Annotated in this window: 12 protein-coding genes and 2 rRNA genes; 13 read left to right on the top strand and 1 reads right to left on the bottom strand. The window is 48.2% G+C overall.

Annotated elements, in window-relative coordinates:
- Positions 1 to 45: 45 nt before the first annotated feature.
- The 10 genes from JNUCC31_RS09620 to JNUCC31_RS09575 all read left to right on the top strand — a co-directional run bounded on the left by JNUCC31_RS09620 (position 46) and on the right by JNUCC31_RS09575 (position 9,989).
- Positions 46 to 429, top strand: coding sequence for an ATPase (locus JNUCC31_RS09620; protein WP_192270741.1), 384 nt, complete (start codon positions 46 to 48; stop codon positions 427 to 429).
- Between the two features lie 230 nt (positions 430 to 659).
- Positions 660 to 947, top strand: coding sequence for an Asp-tRNA(Asn)/Glu-tRNA(Gln) amidotransferase subunit GatC (gene gatC, locus JNUCC31_RS09615; RefSeq protein ID WP_192270739.1), 288 nt, complete (start codon positions 660 to 662; stop codon positions 945 to 947).
- A gap of 27 nt (positions 948 to 974) precedes the next feature.
- Positions 975 to 2,432, top strand: coding sequence for an Asp-tRNA(Asn)/Glu-tRNA(Gln) amidotransferase subunit GatA (gatA, locus tag JNUCC31_RS09610; protein ID WP_192270737.1), 1,458 nt, complete (start codon positions 975 to 977; stop codon positions 2,430 to 2,432).
- 26 nt (positions 2,433 to 2,458) lie between these two features.
- Positions 2,459 to 3,898: an Asp-tRNA(Asn)/Glu-tRNA(Gln) amidotransferase subunit GatB gene (gene gatB / locus JNUCC31_RS09605; protein WP_192270735.1), complete on the top strand. Its 1,440-nt coding sequence runs from the start codon at positions 2,459 to 2,461 to the stop codon at positions 3,896 to 3,898.
- A gap of 127 nt (positions 3,899 to 4,025) precedes the next feature.
- Positions 4,026 to 4,496: a GNAT family N-acetyltransferase gene (locus JNUCC31_RS09600; RefSeq protein ID WP_192270733.1), complete on the top strand. Its 471-nt coding sequence runs from the start codon at positions 4,026 to 4,028 to the stop codon at positions 4,494 to 4,496.
- A gap of 146 nt (positions 4,497 to 4,642) precedes the next feature.
- On the top strand, positions 4,643 to 5,353 hold the full coding sequence (locus JNUCC31_RS09595; protein ID WP_192270731.1) for an MgtC/SapB family protein: 711 nt from the start codon (positions 4,643 to 4,645) through the stop codon (positions 5,351 to 5,353).
- Between the two features lie 146 nt (positions 5,354 to 5,499).
- Positions 5,500 to 6,093: a hypothetical protein gene (locus JNUCC31_RS09590; protein ID WP_192270729.1), complete on the top strand. Its 594-nt coding sequence runs from the start codon at positions 5,500 to 5,502 to the stop codon at positions 6,091 to 6,093.
- Between the two features lie 26 nt (positions 6,094 to 6,119).
- Positions 6,120 to 7,520: a DUF4097 family beta strand repeat-containing protein gene (locus JNUCC31_RS09585; protein WP_192270727.1), complete on the top strand. Its 1,401-nt coding sequence runs from the start codon at positions 6,120 to 6,122 to the stop codon at positions 7,518 to 7,520.
- A gap of 174 nt (positions 7,521 to 7,694) precedes the next feature.
- Complete coding sequence (perR, locus tag JNUCC31_RS09580; protein ID WP_024631328.1) at positions 7,695 to 8,117, top strand: peroxide-responsive transcriptional repressor PerR; 423 nt, start codon at positions 7,695 to 7,697, stop codon at positions 8,115 to 8,117.
- A gap of 141 nt (positions 8,118 to 8,258) precedes the next feature.
- The gene (locus JNUCC31_RS09575) at positions 8,259 to 9,989 is read left to right on the top strand and encodes a glycosyl hydrolase family 18 protein (RefSeq protein ID WP_192270725.1); all 1,731 of its coding nucleotides are present in this window, start codon (positions 8,259 to 8,261) and stop codon (positions 9,987 to 9,989) included.
- Between the two features lie 371 nt (positions 9,990 to 10,360).
- On the opposite strand, the gene JNUCC31_RS09570 is transcribed toward JNUCC31_RS09575, so the two are convergent.
- On the bottom strand, positions 10,361 to 10,765 hold the full coding sequence (locus tag JNUCC31_RS09570) for a YgzB family protein (protein WP_192270723.1): 405 nt from the start codon (positions 10,763 to 10,765) through the stop codon (positions 10,361 to 10,363).
- A gap of 122 nt (positions 10,766 to 10,887) precedes the next feature.
- Here JNUCC31_RS09570 and JNUCC31_RS09565 point away from each other — a divergent pair, with 122 nt between their 5' ends.
- From JNUCC31_RS09565 to JNUCC31_RS09555, 3 genes are all read left to right on the top strand, one after another.
- Positions 10,888 to 11,772, top strand: coding sequence for a nucleotidyltransferase-like protein (locus JNUCC31_RS09565; protein WP_228469596.1), 885 nt, complete (start codon positions 10,888 to 10,890; stop codon positions 11,770 to 11,772).
- A 458-nt stretch (positions 11,773 to 12,230) separates the two neighbouring features.
- Positions 12,231 to 13,778: ribosomal RNA gene (locus tag JNUCC31_RS09560) — 16S ribosomal RNA — on the top strand.
- A gap of 338 nt (positions 13,779 to 14,116) precedes the next feature.
- Positions 14,117 to 17,164 (top strand): 23S ribosomal RNA (locus tag JNUCC31_RS09555).
- The 16S and 23S rRNA genes sit together here, the layout of an rRNA operon.
- Positions 17,165 to 17,204 lie beyond the last annotated feature (40 nt).

Here is a 17,204-nt window from a genome sequence, read left to right as displayed (position 1 = left end):
AGACTATACAAATAATAAAAAGATAGACTACCAGGAGGTTAGACGATGCTGCGATTAGGAGAGAAGGTTGTCATCGTCGCGGATGCATTTGAGCAGAATCTTCCTGTGGGGGAATATGGTTTCATCATCGCTTATGACCGGAATCCGGACAATGCGTTCGATTACGTGCTTCGAGTGCCGCAGGTGAATCGGAACTTTTTTGTTCCATCCGGCGACGTCGATCTAGAAGAGGTTCTGCTGAAGCAGGAAGCTGAGCGGGTCGAGCGAGAAGCGTTGATAGATTACGCCCTTGCGACACACAATGAGAAACTGTTTCATCATTTGATGAACGGAGATTTCGAAGCTGTGGAAGAGGAAGAAGAAACCGCGAACGATGTTATGTCACAGGCGGATTTTATAAAGCAGGTTAACCTGCGTGCATGGATTTAGAGTTTAAGAGTCGGCTGATGCCGGCTCTTTTTTGATTAGATTCGAACATGGGAATGTTGAAGCCCTTATTATCCTGGTTTTTGCATATTCGGTAACTCGGGTCATTTGCATTGAATTGTCGAACTATCTCACCTATAATGAAAAAGTTATCTTGGGACTTTAGCCCGTTAAACGAACGATTCGTTTCAGGCGGTCTCGGGAATTAGAACGAATGAAGGAGGCATCCGGAAATGAGTATTTCGAATAATGACGTTCAGCATGTGGCCAAGCTGGCCCGGCTCAATTTGACTGCTGAAGAAGAACAAACCCTCACAGGTCAGCTGAACGCGATTTTAAAATATGCAGAGAAGCTGAATGAGCTGGACACCGATGACATCGAGCCAACCACTCACGTTCTGCACGTTAGCAATGTGATGCGTGATGATGAGACCAAGGAAAGTTTGTCGATTGAACAGGTGATGCAAAATGCACCGGAAGAAGAAGACGGGCAGTTCAAAGTGCCTGCTGTAATGGAATAACGGATAACCGGAAGGAGGACGAAAACCGTGAGTTTATTTGAACAATCGTTGCCGGAGATACATAACAAGCTGCATGCCAAGGAGTTATCGGTTAGCGATCTGGTGGATCAGGCATATCAGAATATCGGTGCGCATGATGAGAAGGTTAAGGCGTATCTGGCATTGGATGAAGAACAAGCACGTGCGCGTGCTCATCAACTGGATGATCGACTCGTCAGCGGCGAGGAGAAAGGTTTGCTTTTTGGATTGCCAGTCGGCATTAAGGATAACATCGTTACGAACGGGTTGCGTACAACGTGCGGAAGCCAGTTTCTGCGCAACTTCGACCCGGTATATGATGCAACAGTTGTCGAGAAGCTGAAGGCTGCGGATACTGTAACTATCGGAAAACTGAATATGGACGAATTCGCCATGGGCGGCTCCAATGAAAATTCAAGTTTCTATCCTGTACGTAACCCATGGGCACTCGATCGTGTTCCAGGCGGATCAAGTGGTGGATCTGCTGCGGCTGTTGCGGCAGGAGAAGCATATTTCACATTGGGATCAGATACAGGGGGCTCCATCAGACAGCCAGCATCCTATTGCGGCGTTGTCGGCTTGAAACCGACTTACGGACTTGTTTCACGCTTTGGTTTGGTTGCATTCGCATCCTCGCTGGATCAGATTGGACCTTTGACGAAAAATGTCGAGGACTCTGCCTATGTGCTGCAAGCCATTGCTGGTTATGACGCCAAAGATTCAACGTCTGCAAAAGTGGATATCCCGGATTATTTAAGCGGATTGACAGGAGATGTCAAAGGGCTCCGCATTGCTGTTCCGAAGGAATACATGGGTGAAGGCGTGGATCCTCAAGTTAAAGAAACCGTCCTGTCCGCTCTGAAAGTCCTTGAAGGACTCGGCGCAACATGGGAAGAAGTATCCCTTCCGCATACCGAATATGCGGTGGCTACGTATTATCTGCTCGCTTCCTCGGAGGCCTCTTCGAACCTGGCTCGTTTCGACGGCGTGCGTTATGGTGTTCGTGCAGACAACCCGGAAAACCTGTTGGATCTGTACCACCAGTCCCGTAGTCAAGGCTTTGGTCCCGAAGTGAAACGACGCATCATGCTTGGAACCTATGCACTCAGCTCGGGTTACTACGATGCGTATTATTTGAAAGCTCAGAAAGTGCGTACGTTGATCAAACAGGATTTCGACGACGTATTTGCCAAATATGATGTCATCATTGGACCAACAGCGCCAACAACGGCATTTAAACTCGGTTCCCAAGTCGATGATCCACTTACGATGTATCTCAACGACATTCTGACTATCCCTGTCAGCCTGGCTGGTGTACCTGCAGTGAGCATCCCTTGCGGATTCTCGGATGGGCTGCCTGTCGGCATGCAGATTATCGGTAAAGCCTTTGATGAAACGACTGTATTGCGCGTAGCGCATGCGTTTGAACAAAATACGGAATTCCACAAGCAGCGTCCGCAGCTGTAGACTGCCTGGAACGGAGGAATATAGAAATGTCCGCATCTAAATATGAAACGGTCGTTGGACTTGAAGTCCATGTCGAGTTGCATACAAATTCCAAAATCTTTTGCGGCTGCTCCACCGCCTTTGGAGCTCCGCCAAATACACATACTTGTCCTGTCTGTCTCGGACATCCAGGCGTATTGCCGGTATTGAATCGCCAAGCTGTAGATTATGCGATGAAAGCAGCCATGGCTCTTAACTGCACCATTGCTGATGTCAGCAAGTTTGACCGCAAAAACTACTTCTACCCCGATTCCCCGAAAGCTTACCAAATCTCGCAATTCGATCAACCCATCGGTGAGAACGGCTGGATCGATATTGAAGTCAACGGTGAAACGAAGCGAATCGGCATTACGCGTCTTCATCTGGAAGAAGATGCAGGGAAGCTTACCCACGTGGATGGCGGCTATGCTTCATTGGTCGATTTCAACCGTGTGGGTACCCCGTTGGTGGAAATCGTGTCTGAACCTGAGATTTCTTCTCCGGAAGAAGCGCGTGCATATCTGGAGAAATTGCGTGCGATCATGCAGTACTGCGATGTGTCGGACGTGAAAATGGAAGAAGGCTCCCTGCGTTGTGACGCCAACATCAGTTTGCGTCCACATGGACAGGAGAAGCTGGGAACGAGAGCCGAGTTGAAAAACATGAACTCCTTCCGCGGCGTTCAGCGTGGTCTGGAGTATGAGCAGTATCGCCAAGCTGAAATTTTGGATGACGGCGGTGAAGTCGTTCAGGAAACTCGTCGCTGGGATGAGGCTCAAGGAAAAACACTGTCCATGCGTGGTAAAGAGCAGGCGCATGACTATCGTTATTTCCCGGACCCGGATCTGGTGAAGCTGCATATCGACGCAGCCTGGAAAGAACGGATCAGAGCCTCCATACCGGAGCTTCCAGACGAGCGTAAAGCTCGTTATACCGCGGATTATGGACTGCCTAGTTATGATGCGGAGGTTATCACCTCTTCTAAAGCTGTAGCCGATCTTTTTGAAGACAGTCTGAAATACACCAAGGATGCAAAAGCCGTATCCAACTGGATCATGGGCGATTTGCTGGGTTACCTGAACACCAGCAACCTGGAACTAACTCAGGTGCCGCTAACAGGCCAAGGTTTGGGCGAGATGATTGGGCTGCTGGAGAAAGGCACAATTAACAGCAAGATTGCCAAGACCGTATTTAAGGAAATGCTGGAGAGCGGCAAGCTTCCACAGCAGATCGTTGAAGAGAAGGGTCTGGTTCAAATTAGTGATGAGGGTGCCATTCTCGCCATCGTGGAGCAGGTTGTTGCGAACAACCCACAATCCGTAGAGGATTATAAGGCTGGTAAACAGAAGGCCATTGGATTCCTTGTTGGTCAAGTCATGAAAGAAAGCAAAGGCAAAGCCAACCCTGGACTAGCCAACCAACTGCTTACAGATGTACTGAACCGCTAATCCATCCGGTGAGGCCGGACAGAAAGAGGCTCGTCCCTGTGACAGCCTCTTTTTGTTATTTTGAAGCACGAATGATATTCGTTATTCTGGATATCGTTTTGTAACATAAGGAGACGGAGGAATTGATATGAGGATTCAATCATTATCATTGAGTGATCTGGAGACGCTAGGACAGTTATGGAGGCTGCAACATGTGGCTTATTGGTTAGAGGCTGAGATTATCGGCTTTCAGGATATTCCACCTTTGCTGGATACGATGGAAACACTGCAGAATTGCGGGGAGACCTTTTATGGTTATGTTGATGAAGACGGCGAACTGATGGGGGCTGTCGCAGTAGCGGAGGAAGAGACGAATACACTGACCATTACACGAATGATGGTGCATCCGGATCATTTTCGCAAGGGAATCGCTGTTGCTTTGATGACACATGTGTTTGAACAATATCCGGATCTTCCGCGGTATATTGTTTCCACAGGAACTTTGAATCAACCAGCCGTGAACTTGTATACCAAATTTGGTTTTAAACCAGTGGAAGTTGTACAGATTGCACCAGGTGTGGAATTAACAACATTTCATAAGGATTCATTGCATAAATGATTTAAATCATTAACTGGATGGAACAACGAGACAAATAACCCGTTTTGATCCTGTTGTTCTACTAATTGAAGCGGCTTCAGGTATTATGAAGTGTTTTCGAGAATAAAGATGAATAATGTGAACAACTTGGAGGAGGAACACCGGCTTTGGGTAATCCCTGGTTAATCGATGAGTGGCATATTTTACTGCGATTATTGCTGGCTATGCTGCTTGGAGGGCTTGTAGGTTTGGAAAGGGAACGTTCGAATCATGCAGCAGGCCTGCGTACTCATATTCTGGTATGCCTTGGTTCTGCACTGATTATGATGTTGTCTATTTATGGTTTTAAAGATTTTGCGAATGAATTAAACGTAAGGATTGATCCTGCTCGTCTGGCTACAGCTGTTATTACCGGTGTTGGATTTCTGGGAGCGGGGACGATTCTTTTTACCGGAAAATCCATTACAGGACTGACCACTGCAGCTTCCATCTGGGTTGTTGCGGCGATCGGGCTGGCTGCAGGCGCTGGGTTCTTTTTTGCCTCTATCGTGTCAACTGTTCTGGTACTCCTGAATCTTTGGGTGTTCAACAAACTGGAGCTAAGGTACATCCGAGGGAACAAACTGCATGTCGTTACACTGCATACCTTGTCTGAACCCGGTTTTCTGGAACAGGTATCTTCATTTATGGAGGAGGAGAAGATCAGAATCCGTAAAATTACAGTAAATGAGCAAGATTTGGCGTACGCAGAGATGGTAGCCGTTGAACGTAAAGTTGAAATCGTATTGCATGTTTATATGCCGCATGAGTTCAGTACGGTACAGCTCGTATCCAAACTAAGGCAGTGGGAGCATGTAACAAAAGTATCGATTGAATAGATGAAATGCAACCCTCTGAGGACCTTGGTGCGGAGGGTTTTTGCTCATATCCATATTTCTTCCAGTTACTCTTGCGGTTCTTTAGGGTAACATCTAACCAAATGCATAAAGAACGGGAACGTTAGCGAAGAAGAAAGGAGTATGTTATGAAACGCAAACGTCAGTCGAACAATATATCGGGCGGCACGAAAGTTAACCCTGTTCGAAACCGAACTCACAAATTTGTTGCGGGGCTGCTCAGTGCGGTTATTCCGGGCCTCGGCCATATTTATCTCCGATTGTATATGAGAGGTCTGACCTTCACGCTGCTTGTACTTCTGGACTTGTCAGCGCTCTTGTACTTCTCAACGATTGGAATACAGATTAATGTACCTCTGCTTATCCTGTTGGCATTGTTTATCCCGATGATTTACTTTTACAATGTGTTCGATGTCTTACAATCTGCTGATTGGGTAATGATGCGCAGGCGAAGAGCGATTACCCAGGGCAGTTCGGACAAGCCAACGCCTAATGAACGCACTGTTGGAGAAGCCATGATGGCTTGGGAGAAAGGCATTTCGTTTGGATTGCTTCTTATAGTAGGCGGATCGCTAATGATATTATTTTTCCGGAAACCGCGTTGGTTTAAGGAGCTGCTCGCTATGTATGGCGGATACACGTTTGCCGTTTTGATGATTGCAGGAGGGTTACTGCTTTTCGGACGCGAGATCTGGGTTATGTTGCGCAAGAAAAAAATCTAGTGTGAACGATTCGAGGAGGGAAGGCGATGAACCGTAAAGTCCGGGTTGGCCGCTATACGGCTGCCGCCTTAATCGTAGCCGTCGGTGTGCTGTTAATTTTGGATAAACGGTGGGGAACGGACTATGTATATGAGATGGTCGATTGGTGGCCGCTCTTGCTCATTGTGTTAGGTGTGGAATACATACTGTTGTTCTTAGTGACACGAAGAAGAGGAAGAGAAGTTTCAGACAACCAAGGTGAGAAAAGTAAAATACGATTCAGGCCTGATGCCAAAGGCATCCTCACTTCGCTTGTTCTGGCGGCATCTGTATTTATCGTTACAGAACAGGACCACTACATGCATTTATGGAACCGAGTAAGTCTAAATCTGGGCGCGGCGTCCATGGACTATAGTCAGGCTGCGGGATACATGGAGGATAAGGGGACGATTCGGGTTCCTGTAGGCATGGATACTTCGGATATTGTGTTTGAGGGAGTGAACGGCGATATCTCGGTACAGCGCGGGGACACGGAAGAAATTGAAGTACGTACAGTCGTTTGGGTTGACCAGACAACGGAAGTCCAGGCCAAAGCAGTTGCGGATGCTTCTTTTGTTGAGGCGGATGGTACTAAAGTGATTCATATCAAGGCTACAGGCAAAACATATGGAGAGAACGAGAAAACACAGCCACGAATGAACATTACCATCACGATTCCGGATGATCGCCGTTTCAATCTGGATCTTCGAACGTCTAATGGAGCCATTTTGCTGAATCGTCCAGAAGCCATTAGTACGATTTTTGCAGAGACAGGGAATGGACGTATACGAATTACGAACGCTGTAGGAGATATCTCGGGTAAAACGTTAAATGGTGATGTTATTGTGGCTAATGCGATCGGAAATGTGGACCTGGATAGTAACCGGGGAGACATGAAAGCCCGTGGCATTTCAGGGAATGTGGATCTCACGACACAAGTCGGAAGCATCAACATATCAGACTCCGTTGGAGAGATTACAGCAGAGACAAGGAATGGAAATATTAATGTGGATGGTGCAAGTCTGGCGGTCAAAGCCCAATCTCTTAATGGCAGTATCAGCATTATATCTGCCAAAGTAGGCGGTGACTGGGATGTATATAGCGCTGTAGGAGCAATCAACATATTGCTTCCCGAACGGGGCGATTACAGCCTGAGTGGGTCCAGCAGTTATGGAGATCTGCGAACGGACCTGCCGTTTAAAGTGCAAAATAAAACAATTGAGGGTCAGCTTGGTGAAGGAGAATATACCGTTAAAGTTGAAGGCAATAGTGATCTTGCGATTGATCGAAACCCGGCTGTACCTTCGGCCAATGTAGTTACACCAAATTCAGACGGTACAGGTGAGAACCTGGAACAGATGAACGAAGACGGGCAAAATTCCCAGGACAATACGTCAGAAGATCCCTGACTGGCGCGTTGACAATAAACTTGCAATCGCCGTACAATAAATATAAAATGGCAAGGTTACATGGCAGGAAAGATGTTATGCCGTTGTTTCAGCCGAAGATCAACTCTGAATGAAGAGGCAAAGTGGTCATTTGTTGTGTCTTCGAAGAGAATGAAAGGTAAGGCGGTGGGTTTTATGGCAACACGTGTCCAACATGCGTTGGAGCATCTGAAAACGACCGGTGTCCGTATTACACCCCAGCGTCATGCCATATTGAACTATCTGATGGAATCCATGGGGCATCCAACAGCCGATGAAATTTACCGTGCGCTTGAACCCCAGTTTCCCAGTATGAGCGTGGCGACTGTATATAACAATTTGAAGATGTTTTTAGAAGCCGGCATGGTTCGGGAATTGACATACGGAGATAACTCAAGCCGCTTCGATGCCAATGTGACGGATCATTACCATGTAATTTGTGATAAATGCGGCAAAATTGAAGACTTCAGCTACCCCTCGTTAAAGAGCGTAGAACTTCAGGCAGAGTCAAGTACTGGATTTGAAGTACATGGGCATCGGTTGGAAGTATATGGGGTTTGTAAAAGTTGCAGGGATTAAGAGAGTTGATTTACAATATTAACGTGCAGAATTCAATAATATGGATTCTTCACGTTTTTTGTTTTATAGGATGATAGAATAGATTGCATGGTCAGCAGGATACACATTTCATGGTTCAGCATGATTAACGGAGGTAGACGTTTGAGTAGAAAAAGCAGATATACACGCCAGAAGCGGCGCTCGTTCTGGCCTGGATTTTTGGGTGCCTGTGTTATTGCAGGCGGGGCTTATTGGCTAATAACGAATGTTTGGCTTAATCAGATTCACGAGGACCCCGATTGGATCGGGATGAATCAACCTATTTTTGTGGACGGACAATTGATGGATGGTGAAGCTTCAGGGACGGGAGATCAGCTCAAGCTGCCTGTAACGGTACTGCAAGATGCGGTTGATTCCGGAATACGTTATGAAGCAGACACGGGGGATATCATTATCGCTACCCCGCAGCGAGTGCTCCATATGAAGGAAGGAAGTACGAAGGCGGAACTTAATCATCGGGATTATCCCATGACAGTTAAACCGGAGGTGATAGGGGGAGAAGCCTATATTCCACTTAAACCTCTGAAAGAAGTATACGGCCTCGTGACACAGGAAGATGCTACAACGGGTGCTGTACTACTGATGCGTGGAGGAGACAATATTCAGTATGCAGAGATTGATACCTTGTCTACAAAGGCAGACAAAACGATCCCGTTATACAAGCGAGGTGGAGAATCCTCCCCTATCCTTGCCGATATGGAGCAGGACACACGTGTAAGGGTATGGCAAACGGGGGATGGCCAGAGCTTTGTACAATTGGATAATGGTTATGCCGGATATGTGGATAATAAATATGTGGCCCTTACGGAGAAAAAGGAACTGGACAAGCCCAAATTCACTTTGACCGCAGCGGAGAAAAAGTGGCAGAATAAACCCGTGAATCTGGTTTGGGAAGCGGTATATAATCGGCAGCCTGATGTGGGTTCGATCGACAAAATGCCTGGAGTTAATGTGGTCAGCCCTACGTGGTTCCATATTACTGATGGACAAGGTAACGTAAAAGGCAAGGGAGATAAAGCATATGTCAACTGGGCTCACCGTTCCGGCATGGAAGTGTGGGGATTGATGGATAACAGCTTTGACCCGGATGTCACGAAAGAAGCCGTGGCTTCCTACAAGACGCGTACGCATATTATTGAACAGATGCTGGAATACGCTCAAACGTATCAATTGGATGGGATTAATATCGATTTTGAGAACGTCTACACAGATGATGGACCCAATATCACTCAATTTGTGCGTGAAATTAAGGCAATGGCGCGTATTCATGGTTTGATGGTTTCGGTGGATGTGACTCCAAAATCGAACAGTGAGATGTGGTCTGCTTTCCTCGATCGTCGCTCGCTGGGGGCTTTTGCCGATTATATTGTCGTTATGGCGTATGACGAGCACTGGGCCGCAAGTCCAAAGGCCGGTTCGGTTGCCTCGCTTCCGTGGACCGAGTCTTCGATGAGAAAAATTCTGGATGAGGATGAAGTACCAGCGAACAAATTGATTATGGCTGTGCCGCTGTATACTCGAATCTGGACAGAAGAGGCCAATGACCAGGGAGAAGTGAAAGTGTCGTCCAAAGCGGTAGGCATGAACACCATTGCAGAACTGATCAAAGAGAAGAAGCTCAAACCTGTCTTGGATAAAGAAAGCGGGCAGAATTATGTGGAATATGCCGAGGATGGAGCCACCAAGAAAATTTGGATAGAAGATGCTGTTTCTCTTCAGGCTCGTGTTGATTTGATTGATTCCTTGAAATTGGGCGGTGTAGCTGCATGGAATCGGAGTTTTGCCAATGCTTCGGCTTGGGATACGCTGAAACAGGCCGGACTTCAGAAATAATTCACTCGTGTTCCAGCTGTCTCTTCCCCAGGGTTTGCTTGCGCAAATCCAAAAGTCGTTCCATTTCGATCACTCGCTTACGCAATCTACCTTATATCGATTTGTTTGTTTTGACACAAGTTCATTTTCGGATCATTGTTCATCGGTTACTTGAACCGAAACAAGTACTCATTTCTTAATAGGAATGTTATAAATTGCATTTATCGTCTCGATATCTAGTTTTCAGAAAGAGCCGTTGGACTTTTAACTTAACTTAGTATCTTAACTAGCATCTCAGTAACAAGGATGAGGCTTATAGGCCAAGTCAAAAAGGTCCGGTAGAGATACCGGGCCTTTTTTTGCTCTCTATTGAGTTTTGGATTAAAGAATATCTAGCCGTTGGAACTCACTCCGTGGTCTGTGTCAGAAGGAGAAGCTGAAGTAGAAGGCGCTTTCAGTTGTGGACCGTTTGTATTGGCCTGATTCGGATCCAGGGTGAGGATGGTATGACAGAACATACAACGATCCGTCTTGCCGAGCATTTTGGTTAACTTGCCGCATTCCGGACAGTCCACTTGTACCGCGCTTGTGGAGAGCATTCCAGCCCAGAAATAAATGGCCAGACTGGCCATCATGGCAATCAGTCCAATGACAAGTCCCACAGCAGCAAATACTTTGCCTGCATGCCCCCAGAACACAATTCCGGCAGTTCCCAGTACCATTAGGCCCATGCCTAGCATGGTAAGCAGGAGTCCCCAAGTGCGAAAAGCATTAATTTTTGCTGATTTGAAAATCATGAAAAATGCTCCTATCGTATGAGTAGTATTGGACCTGGAAAAGAAGGAAACTTCAGTCTGCATGTAGAATTACATTATAACTGACTTGGCGCTTATCTGCCATGAATTGTATGGAGGGAATCGTGGAACTAAAGAACCTTGCTTTTTTGTCCGAACAGTCGGAAGAGACAGGGGCAGTTGGGGCTATCGCTTATTCCCACCCGGGAGATCGATTCCACGGCTCCCTAATCCAGGATTTTGAATTGCTCGTACTTGTTGTGCATAATACCGACCAATGGATGTCATCACAGGTTGGACACTACAAATATGGTGATCTTCGTTATCAAATGATCTATGTAAGCCGTAATGAGCTGCAGCACAATGTAATCACAGGAGATAACAATAACATTTTACAGTGTCTGATTGAAGGCGAGATTATCTGGGAAGCGGATAGCGCCTTGAGCAATTTGCGAGAGGAACTAACTGTTTTTGGAACCGATTTGCGGGAGCAGAAATTGCTACATGAATTTGCCAGTTTCTTGAGAATGTATGTAGAGGCCAAACGCTACATTCAAGAGGGCCACGTTGTAGATGCTTATTATAATGTTCTTGAGGCTCTGGGGAACTGGGCGAGAATCGTACTGATTGAACGGGGGATATACCCGGACCATGCTGTCTGGACCCATGTTCAGAGTTTGGACCGTGCCTTATGGAAACTCTACCAGGAACTTACGGTTAGTTCGGAGACACTGGAACAAAGAGTCGAGCTCGTACTTCTTGCTTGCGAATTCTCGGTGATGTCCAAAATGAACGATTGCTCCGGATTGCTCCTTCGTGTGTTAGGAAGTCGGAGGGAACCGTGGAGCATGGAAGAACTCGTTCATCACTCTCAGTTAAGATTTGTACGGGAAGATCTGCCGCTTATCCTTCGCAAGCTGGTGTTTCGTTCTATAGTAAAAGAATCGGCAGGATGGCCATCCTTTATCGGAGGAGATGGACGGGAGATCCGTTATTGGATTGAGACGTAAGCAGTCATGAAGTGTGCCATTATATTGCTTGAAAGAGGGAGGGGAAACCTTCCTTTTTTGTTTGTTTAATAATTTATTAAAAGATGTTGACTCTGACTCGGGATATATGATACATTATATTTCGTTCCTCAAACGAGCTAGTCGCCAACAAACGATAAATTCTGCAGAGGAAAAGTGAAGAACTTAAAGCTTTAACAAAAGAATTAAAAAAAAGTTCTTGACGAAAACAAACGAAGCATGATATATTATAAAAGTCGCCGCTGAAAACACAGTGATGCGAAAAACAGCAACGAATTGATGTTTGATCTTTGAAAACTGAACAACGAGTGAGTAACGATCTTGCTTGCAAGATCGACGCTGAGAAATCGGTACATGTCTTCGGACCGTATGATTTCAATGCGCAAATGAGATTTTAATCTCGTCAGATTCAAAATGAGCTAATCGCTCTTTTCAATACTTTATTGGAGAGTTTGATCCTGGCTCAGGACGAACGCTGGCGGCATGCCTAATACATGCAAGTCGAGCGGACTTGATGAGAAGCTTGCTTCTCAGATGGTTAGCGGCGGACGGGTGAGTAACACGTAGGCAACCTGCCCTCAAGTTTGGGACAACTACCGGAAACGGTAGCTAATACCGAATAGTTGTTTTCTTCGCCTGAAGAGAACTGGAAAGACGGAGCAATCTGTCACTTGGGGATGGGCCTGCGGCGCATTAGCTAGTTGGTGGGGTAACGGCTCACCAAGGCGACGATGCGTAGCCGACCTGAGAGGGTGATCGGCCACACTGGGACTGAGACACGGCCCAGACTCCTACGGGAGGCAGCAGTAGGGAATCTTCCGCAATGGGCGAAAGCCTGACGGAGCAATGCCGCGTGAGTGATGAAGGTTTTCGGATCGTAAAGCTCTGTTGCCAGGGAAGAACGCTTGGGAGAGTAACTGCTCTCAAGTGACGGTACCTGAGAAGAAAGCCCCGGCTAACTACGTGCCAGCAGCCGCGGTAATACGTAGGGGGCAAGCGTTGTCCGGAATTATTGGGCGTAAAGCGCGCGCAGGCGGTCATTTAAGTCTGGTGTTTAATCCCGGGGCTCAACCCCGGATCGCACTGGAAACTGGGTGACTTGAGTGCAGAAGAGGAGAGTGGAATTCCACGTGTAGCGGTGAAATGCGTAGATATGTGGAGGAACACCAGTGGCGAAGGCGACTCTCTGGGCTGTAACTGACGCTGAGGCGCGAAAGCGTGGGAGCAAACAGGATTAGATACCCTGGTAGTCCACGCCGTAAACGATGAGTGCTAGGTGTTAGGGGTTTCGATACCTTGGTGCCGAAGTTAACACATTAAGCACTCCGCCTGGGAGTACGGTCGCAAGACTGAAACTCAAAGGAATTGACGGGGACCCGCACAAGCAGTGGAGTATGTGGTTTAATTCGAAGCAACGCGAAGAACCTTACCAGGTCTTGACATCCCTCTGACCGGTACAGAGATGTACCTTTCCTTCGGGACAGAGGAGACAGGTGGTGCATGGTTGTCGTCAGCTCGTGTCGTGAGATGTTGGGTTAAGTCCCGCAACGAGCGCAACCCTTGATCTTAGTTGCCAGCACTTCGGGTGGGCACTCTAAGGTGACTGCCGGTGACAAACCGGAGGAAGGTGGGGATGACGTCAAATCATCATGCCCCTTATGACCTGGGCTACACACGTACTACAATGGCCGGTACAACGGGCTGTGAAGCCGCGAGGTGGAACGAATCCTAAAAAGCCGGTCTCAGTTCGGATTGCAGGCTGCAACTCGCCTGCATGAAGTCGGAATTGCTAGTAATCGCGGATCAGCATGCCGCGGTGAATACGTTCCCGGGTCTTGTACACACCGCCCGTCACACCACGAGAGTTTATAACACCCGAAGTCGGTGGGGTAACCGCAAGGAGCCAGCCGCCGAAGGTGGGATAGATGATTGGGGTGAAGTCGTAACAAGGTAGCCGTATCGGAAGGTGCGGCTGGATCACCTCCTTTCTATGGAGAATCGTTTCCTGTAACGGAAACATTCAAATACAAGTCTTCAGGAAGCATGCTTCCGAAGCGAGCTTTACTTCGTAAAGCTTTTCACTCACTCGTTGCTCAGTTTTGAGAGCTCAAACTCTCAAACAGCTTGCTTTGCATGGAGCTTGTTCTTTGAAAACTAGATATCGAAACGAAAAATGCGAATTAGAACATTCCTTTTTAGCTGAACTTGTGTAAACAAGTTTCAATAAAAACGGTAGATTGCATGAGCGAGTGATCGAAATGGAGCGACTTTTGGCTTTGGACGCAGTCCAAAACAAGTGGAGCGACAGCTCGAACACGAGCGATATGGTTAAGCTACTAAGAGCACACGGAGGATGCCTAGGCGCTAGGAGCCGATGAAGGACGTGGCGAACAACGAAACTGCCTCGGGGAGCTGTAAGCAAGCTTTGATCCGGGGGTGTCCGAATGGGGAAACCCAGCTGGGGTAATTTCCAGTTACTCACAACTGAATACATAGGTTGTGTAGAGGCATACCAGGGGAACTGAAACATCTAAGTACCCTGAGGAAGAGAAAACAATAGTGATTCCGTCAGTAGCGGCGAGCGAACGCGGAGAAGCCCAAACCAGAGAGCTTGCTCTCTGGGGTTGTGGGACGTCTCACATGGAGTTACAAAGGAACCGGTTAAACGAAGAGGTCTGGAAAGGCCCGCCAAAGAAGGTAAAAGCCCTGTAATTGAAAGTTGGTTCCCTCCGAGACGGATCCCGAGTAGTGCGGGGCACGTGAAACCCCGTATGAATCCGGCAGGACCATCTGCCAAGGCTAAATACTTCCTAGCGACCGATAGTGAAGCAGTACCGTGAGGGAAAGGTGAAAAGCACCCCGGAAGGGGAGTGAAATAGAACCTGAAACCGTGTGCTTACAAAAAGTCAGAGCCCGTTTTAGGGGTGATGGCGTGCCTTTTGTAGAATGAACCGGCGAGTTACGTTCCCGTGCAAGGTTAAGGTGAAGAGCCGGAGCCGCAGCGAAAGCGAGTCTGAATAGGGCGATGTAGTACGTGGACGTAGACCCGAAACCGGGTGATCTACCCCTGTCCAGGGTGAAGGTGCGGTAACACGCACTGGAGGCCCGAACCCACGCACGTTGAAAAGTGCGGGGATGAGGTGGGGGTAGCGGAGAAATTCCAATCGAACTCGGAGATAGCTGGTTCTCCCCGAAATAGCTTTAGGGCTAGCCTCGGAAAACAGAGTCGTGGAGGTAGAGCACTGATTGGGTGCGGGGCCCGCAAGGGTTACCAAGCTCAGTCAAACTCCGAATGCCATAGACTTACTTCCGGGAGTCAGACAGTGAGTGCTAAGATCCATTGTCAAAAGGGAAACAGCCCAGACCATCAGCTAAGGTCCCCAAGTGTGTGTTAAGTGGGAAAGGATGTGGAGTTGCACAGACAACCAGGATGTTGGCTTAGAAGCAGCCACCATTGAAAGAGTGCGTAATAGCTCACTGGTCGAGTGACTCTGCGCCGAAAATGTAACGGGGCTAAACACACCACCGAAGCTATGGCTTGGATCGACTTCACTGCTTCTTTGAGGCGGTGTTTACCACAAGGACATTTTTGTCTGACAAGAGATGATATCTTGGATGACCAAATGCTTCCCAGGGGATAAACACAGGACTTCGAAGCTGGAGTGAAGTCGATCCAGGGGTAGGGGAGCGTTGTATAAGGGTTGAAGGTGTACCGTAAGGAGCGCTGGACATTATACAAGTGAGAATGCCGGTATGAGTAACGAAAAGATCAGTGAGAATCTGATCCGCCGAAAGCCTAAGGGTTCCTGAGGAAGGCTCGTCCGCTCAGGGTAAGTCGGGACCTAAGGCGAGGCCGAAAGGCGTAGTCGAAGGACAACAGGTCGAAATTCCTGTACCACCGTAAGCCGTTATGAGCAATGGGGGGACGCAGCAGGGTAGTGACGCGGACTGATGGATGTCCGTCTAAGCAGTGAGGCTGATGTGTAGGCAAATCCGCACATCGTTAAGGCTGGACTGTGATGGGGAGCGAAAATTATAGTAGCGAAGGTCATGATCTCACACTGCCAAGAAAAGCCTCTAGCCAGGTGATGGTGCCCGTACCGCAAACCGACACAGGTAGGCGAGAAGAGAATTCTAAGGCGCGCGGAAGAACTCTCGTTAAGGAACTCGGCAAAATGACCCCGTAACTTCGGGAGAAGGGGTGCCCCGGTAGTGTGAATAGCACGAGGGGCCGCAGTGAAAAGGCCCAAGCGACTGTTTAGCAAAAACACAGGTCTGTGCGAAGCCGTAAGGCGAAGTATACGGGCTGACGCCTGCCCGGTGCTGGAAGGTTAAGGGGAGCGGTTAGGAGCAATCCGAAGCTGTGAACCGAAGCCCCAGTAAACGGCGGCCGTAACTATAACGGTCCTAAGGTAGCGAAATTCCTTGTCAGGTAAATTCTGACCCGCACGAATGGCGTAACGACTTGGGCGCTGTCTCAACGAGAGATCCGGTGAAATTTTAATACCTGTGAAGATGCAGGTTACCCGCGACAAGACGGAAAGACCCCATGGAGCTTTACTGCAGCTTGATATTGAATTTGGGTACGATCTGTACAGGATAGGTGGGAGCCTTTGAAACGTGAGCGCCAGCTTGCGTGGAGGCACCGTTGGGATACCACCCTGATCGTATCTAGGTTCTAACCTGGTACCGTAATCCGGTGCGGGGACAGTGTCAGGTGGGCAGTTTGACTGGGGCGGTCGCCTCCTAAAGAGTAACGGAGGCGCCCAAAGGTTCCCTCAGAATGGTTGGAAATCATTCGAAGAGTGCAAAGGCATAAGGGAGCTTGACTGCGAGACCTACAAGTCGAGCAGGGACGAAAGTCGGGCTTAGTGATCCGGTGGTACCGCATGGAAGGGCCATCGCTCAACGGATAAAAGCTACCCTGGGGATAACAGGCTTATCTCCCCCAAGAGTCCACATCGACGGGGAGGTTTGGCACCTCGATGTCGGCTCATCGCATCCTGGGGCTGAAGTAGGTCCCAAGGGTTGGGCTGTTCGCCCATTAAAGCGGTACGCGAGCTGGGTTCAGAACGTCGTGAGACAGTTCGGTCCCTATCTGTCGTGGGCGTAGGAAATTTGAGAGGAGCTGTCCTTAGTACGAGAGGACCGGGATGGACGTACCGCTGGTGTACCAGTTGTTCCGCCAGGAGCACCGCTGGGTAGCTATGTACGGAAGGGATAAGCGCTGAAAGCATCTAAGCGTGAAGCCCCCCTCAAGATGAGATTTCCCAGTATGTAAGACCCCTTGAAGACGACGAGGTAGATAGGCTGGGGGTGGAAGTGCAGCAATGCATGGAGCTGACCAGTACTAATCGGTCGAGGGCTTATCCAAATTGCAGGTTGTAATCGCAGGTTTCGTTTCGGATCTAGTT

Origin of the sequence: Paenibacillus sp. JNUCC-31 (assembly GCF_014844075.1) — a bacterium.
In the GTDB taxonomy this organism is placed as follows: Bacteria; Bacillota; Bacilli; order Paenibacillales; family Paenibacillaceae; genus Paenibacillus.
This window is presented reverse-complemented; position numbering and strand designations above follow the sequence as displayed.

Bases quoted from the DNA above. Each gene is read 5' to 3' on its own strand.
- JNUCC31_RS09620 (WP_192270741.1), top strand. From the start codon at position 46: ATGCTGCGATTAGGAGAGAAGGTTGTCATCGTCGCGGATGCATTTGAG.
- JNUCC31_RS09570 (WP_192270723.1), bottom strand. From the start codon at position 10,765: ATGATTTTCAAATCAGCAAAAATTAATGCTTTTCGCACTTGGGGACTC.
- gatC (WP_192270739.1), top strand. From the start codon at position 660: ATGAGTATTTCGAATAATGACGTTCAGCATGTGGCCAAGCTGGCCCGG.
- JNUCC31_RS09590 (WP_192270729.1), top strand. From the start codon at position 5,500: ATGAAACGCAAACGTCAGTCGAACAATATATCGGGCGGCACGAAAGTT.
- perR (WP_024631328.1), top strand. From the start codon at position 7,695: ATGGCAACACGTGTCCAACATGCGTTGGAGCATCTGAAAACGACCGGT.
- gatB (WP_192270735.1), top strand. From the start codon at position 2,459: ATGTCCGCATCTAAATATGAAACGGTCGTTGGACTTGAAGTCCATGTC.
- JNUCC31_RS09585 (WP_192270727.1), top strand. From the start codon at position 6,120: ATGAACCGTAAAGTCCGGGTTGGCCGCTATACGGCTGCCGCCTTAATC.
- JNUCC31_RS09600 (WP_192270733.1), top strand. From the start codon at position 4,026: ATGAGGATTCAATCATTATCATTGAGTGATCTGGAGACGCTAGGACAG.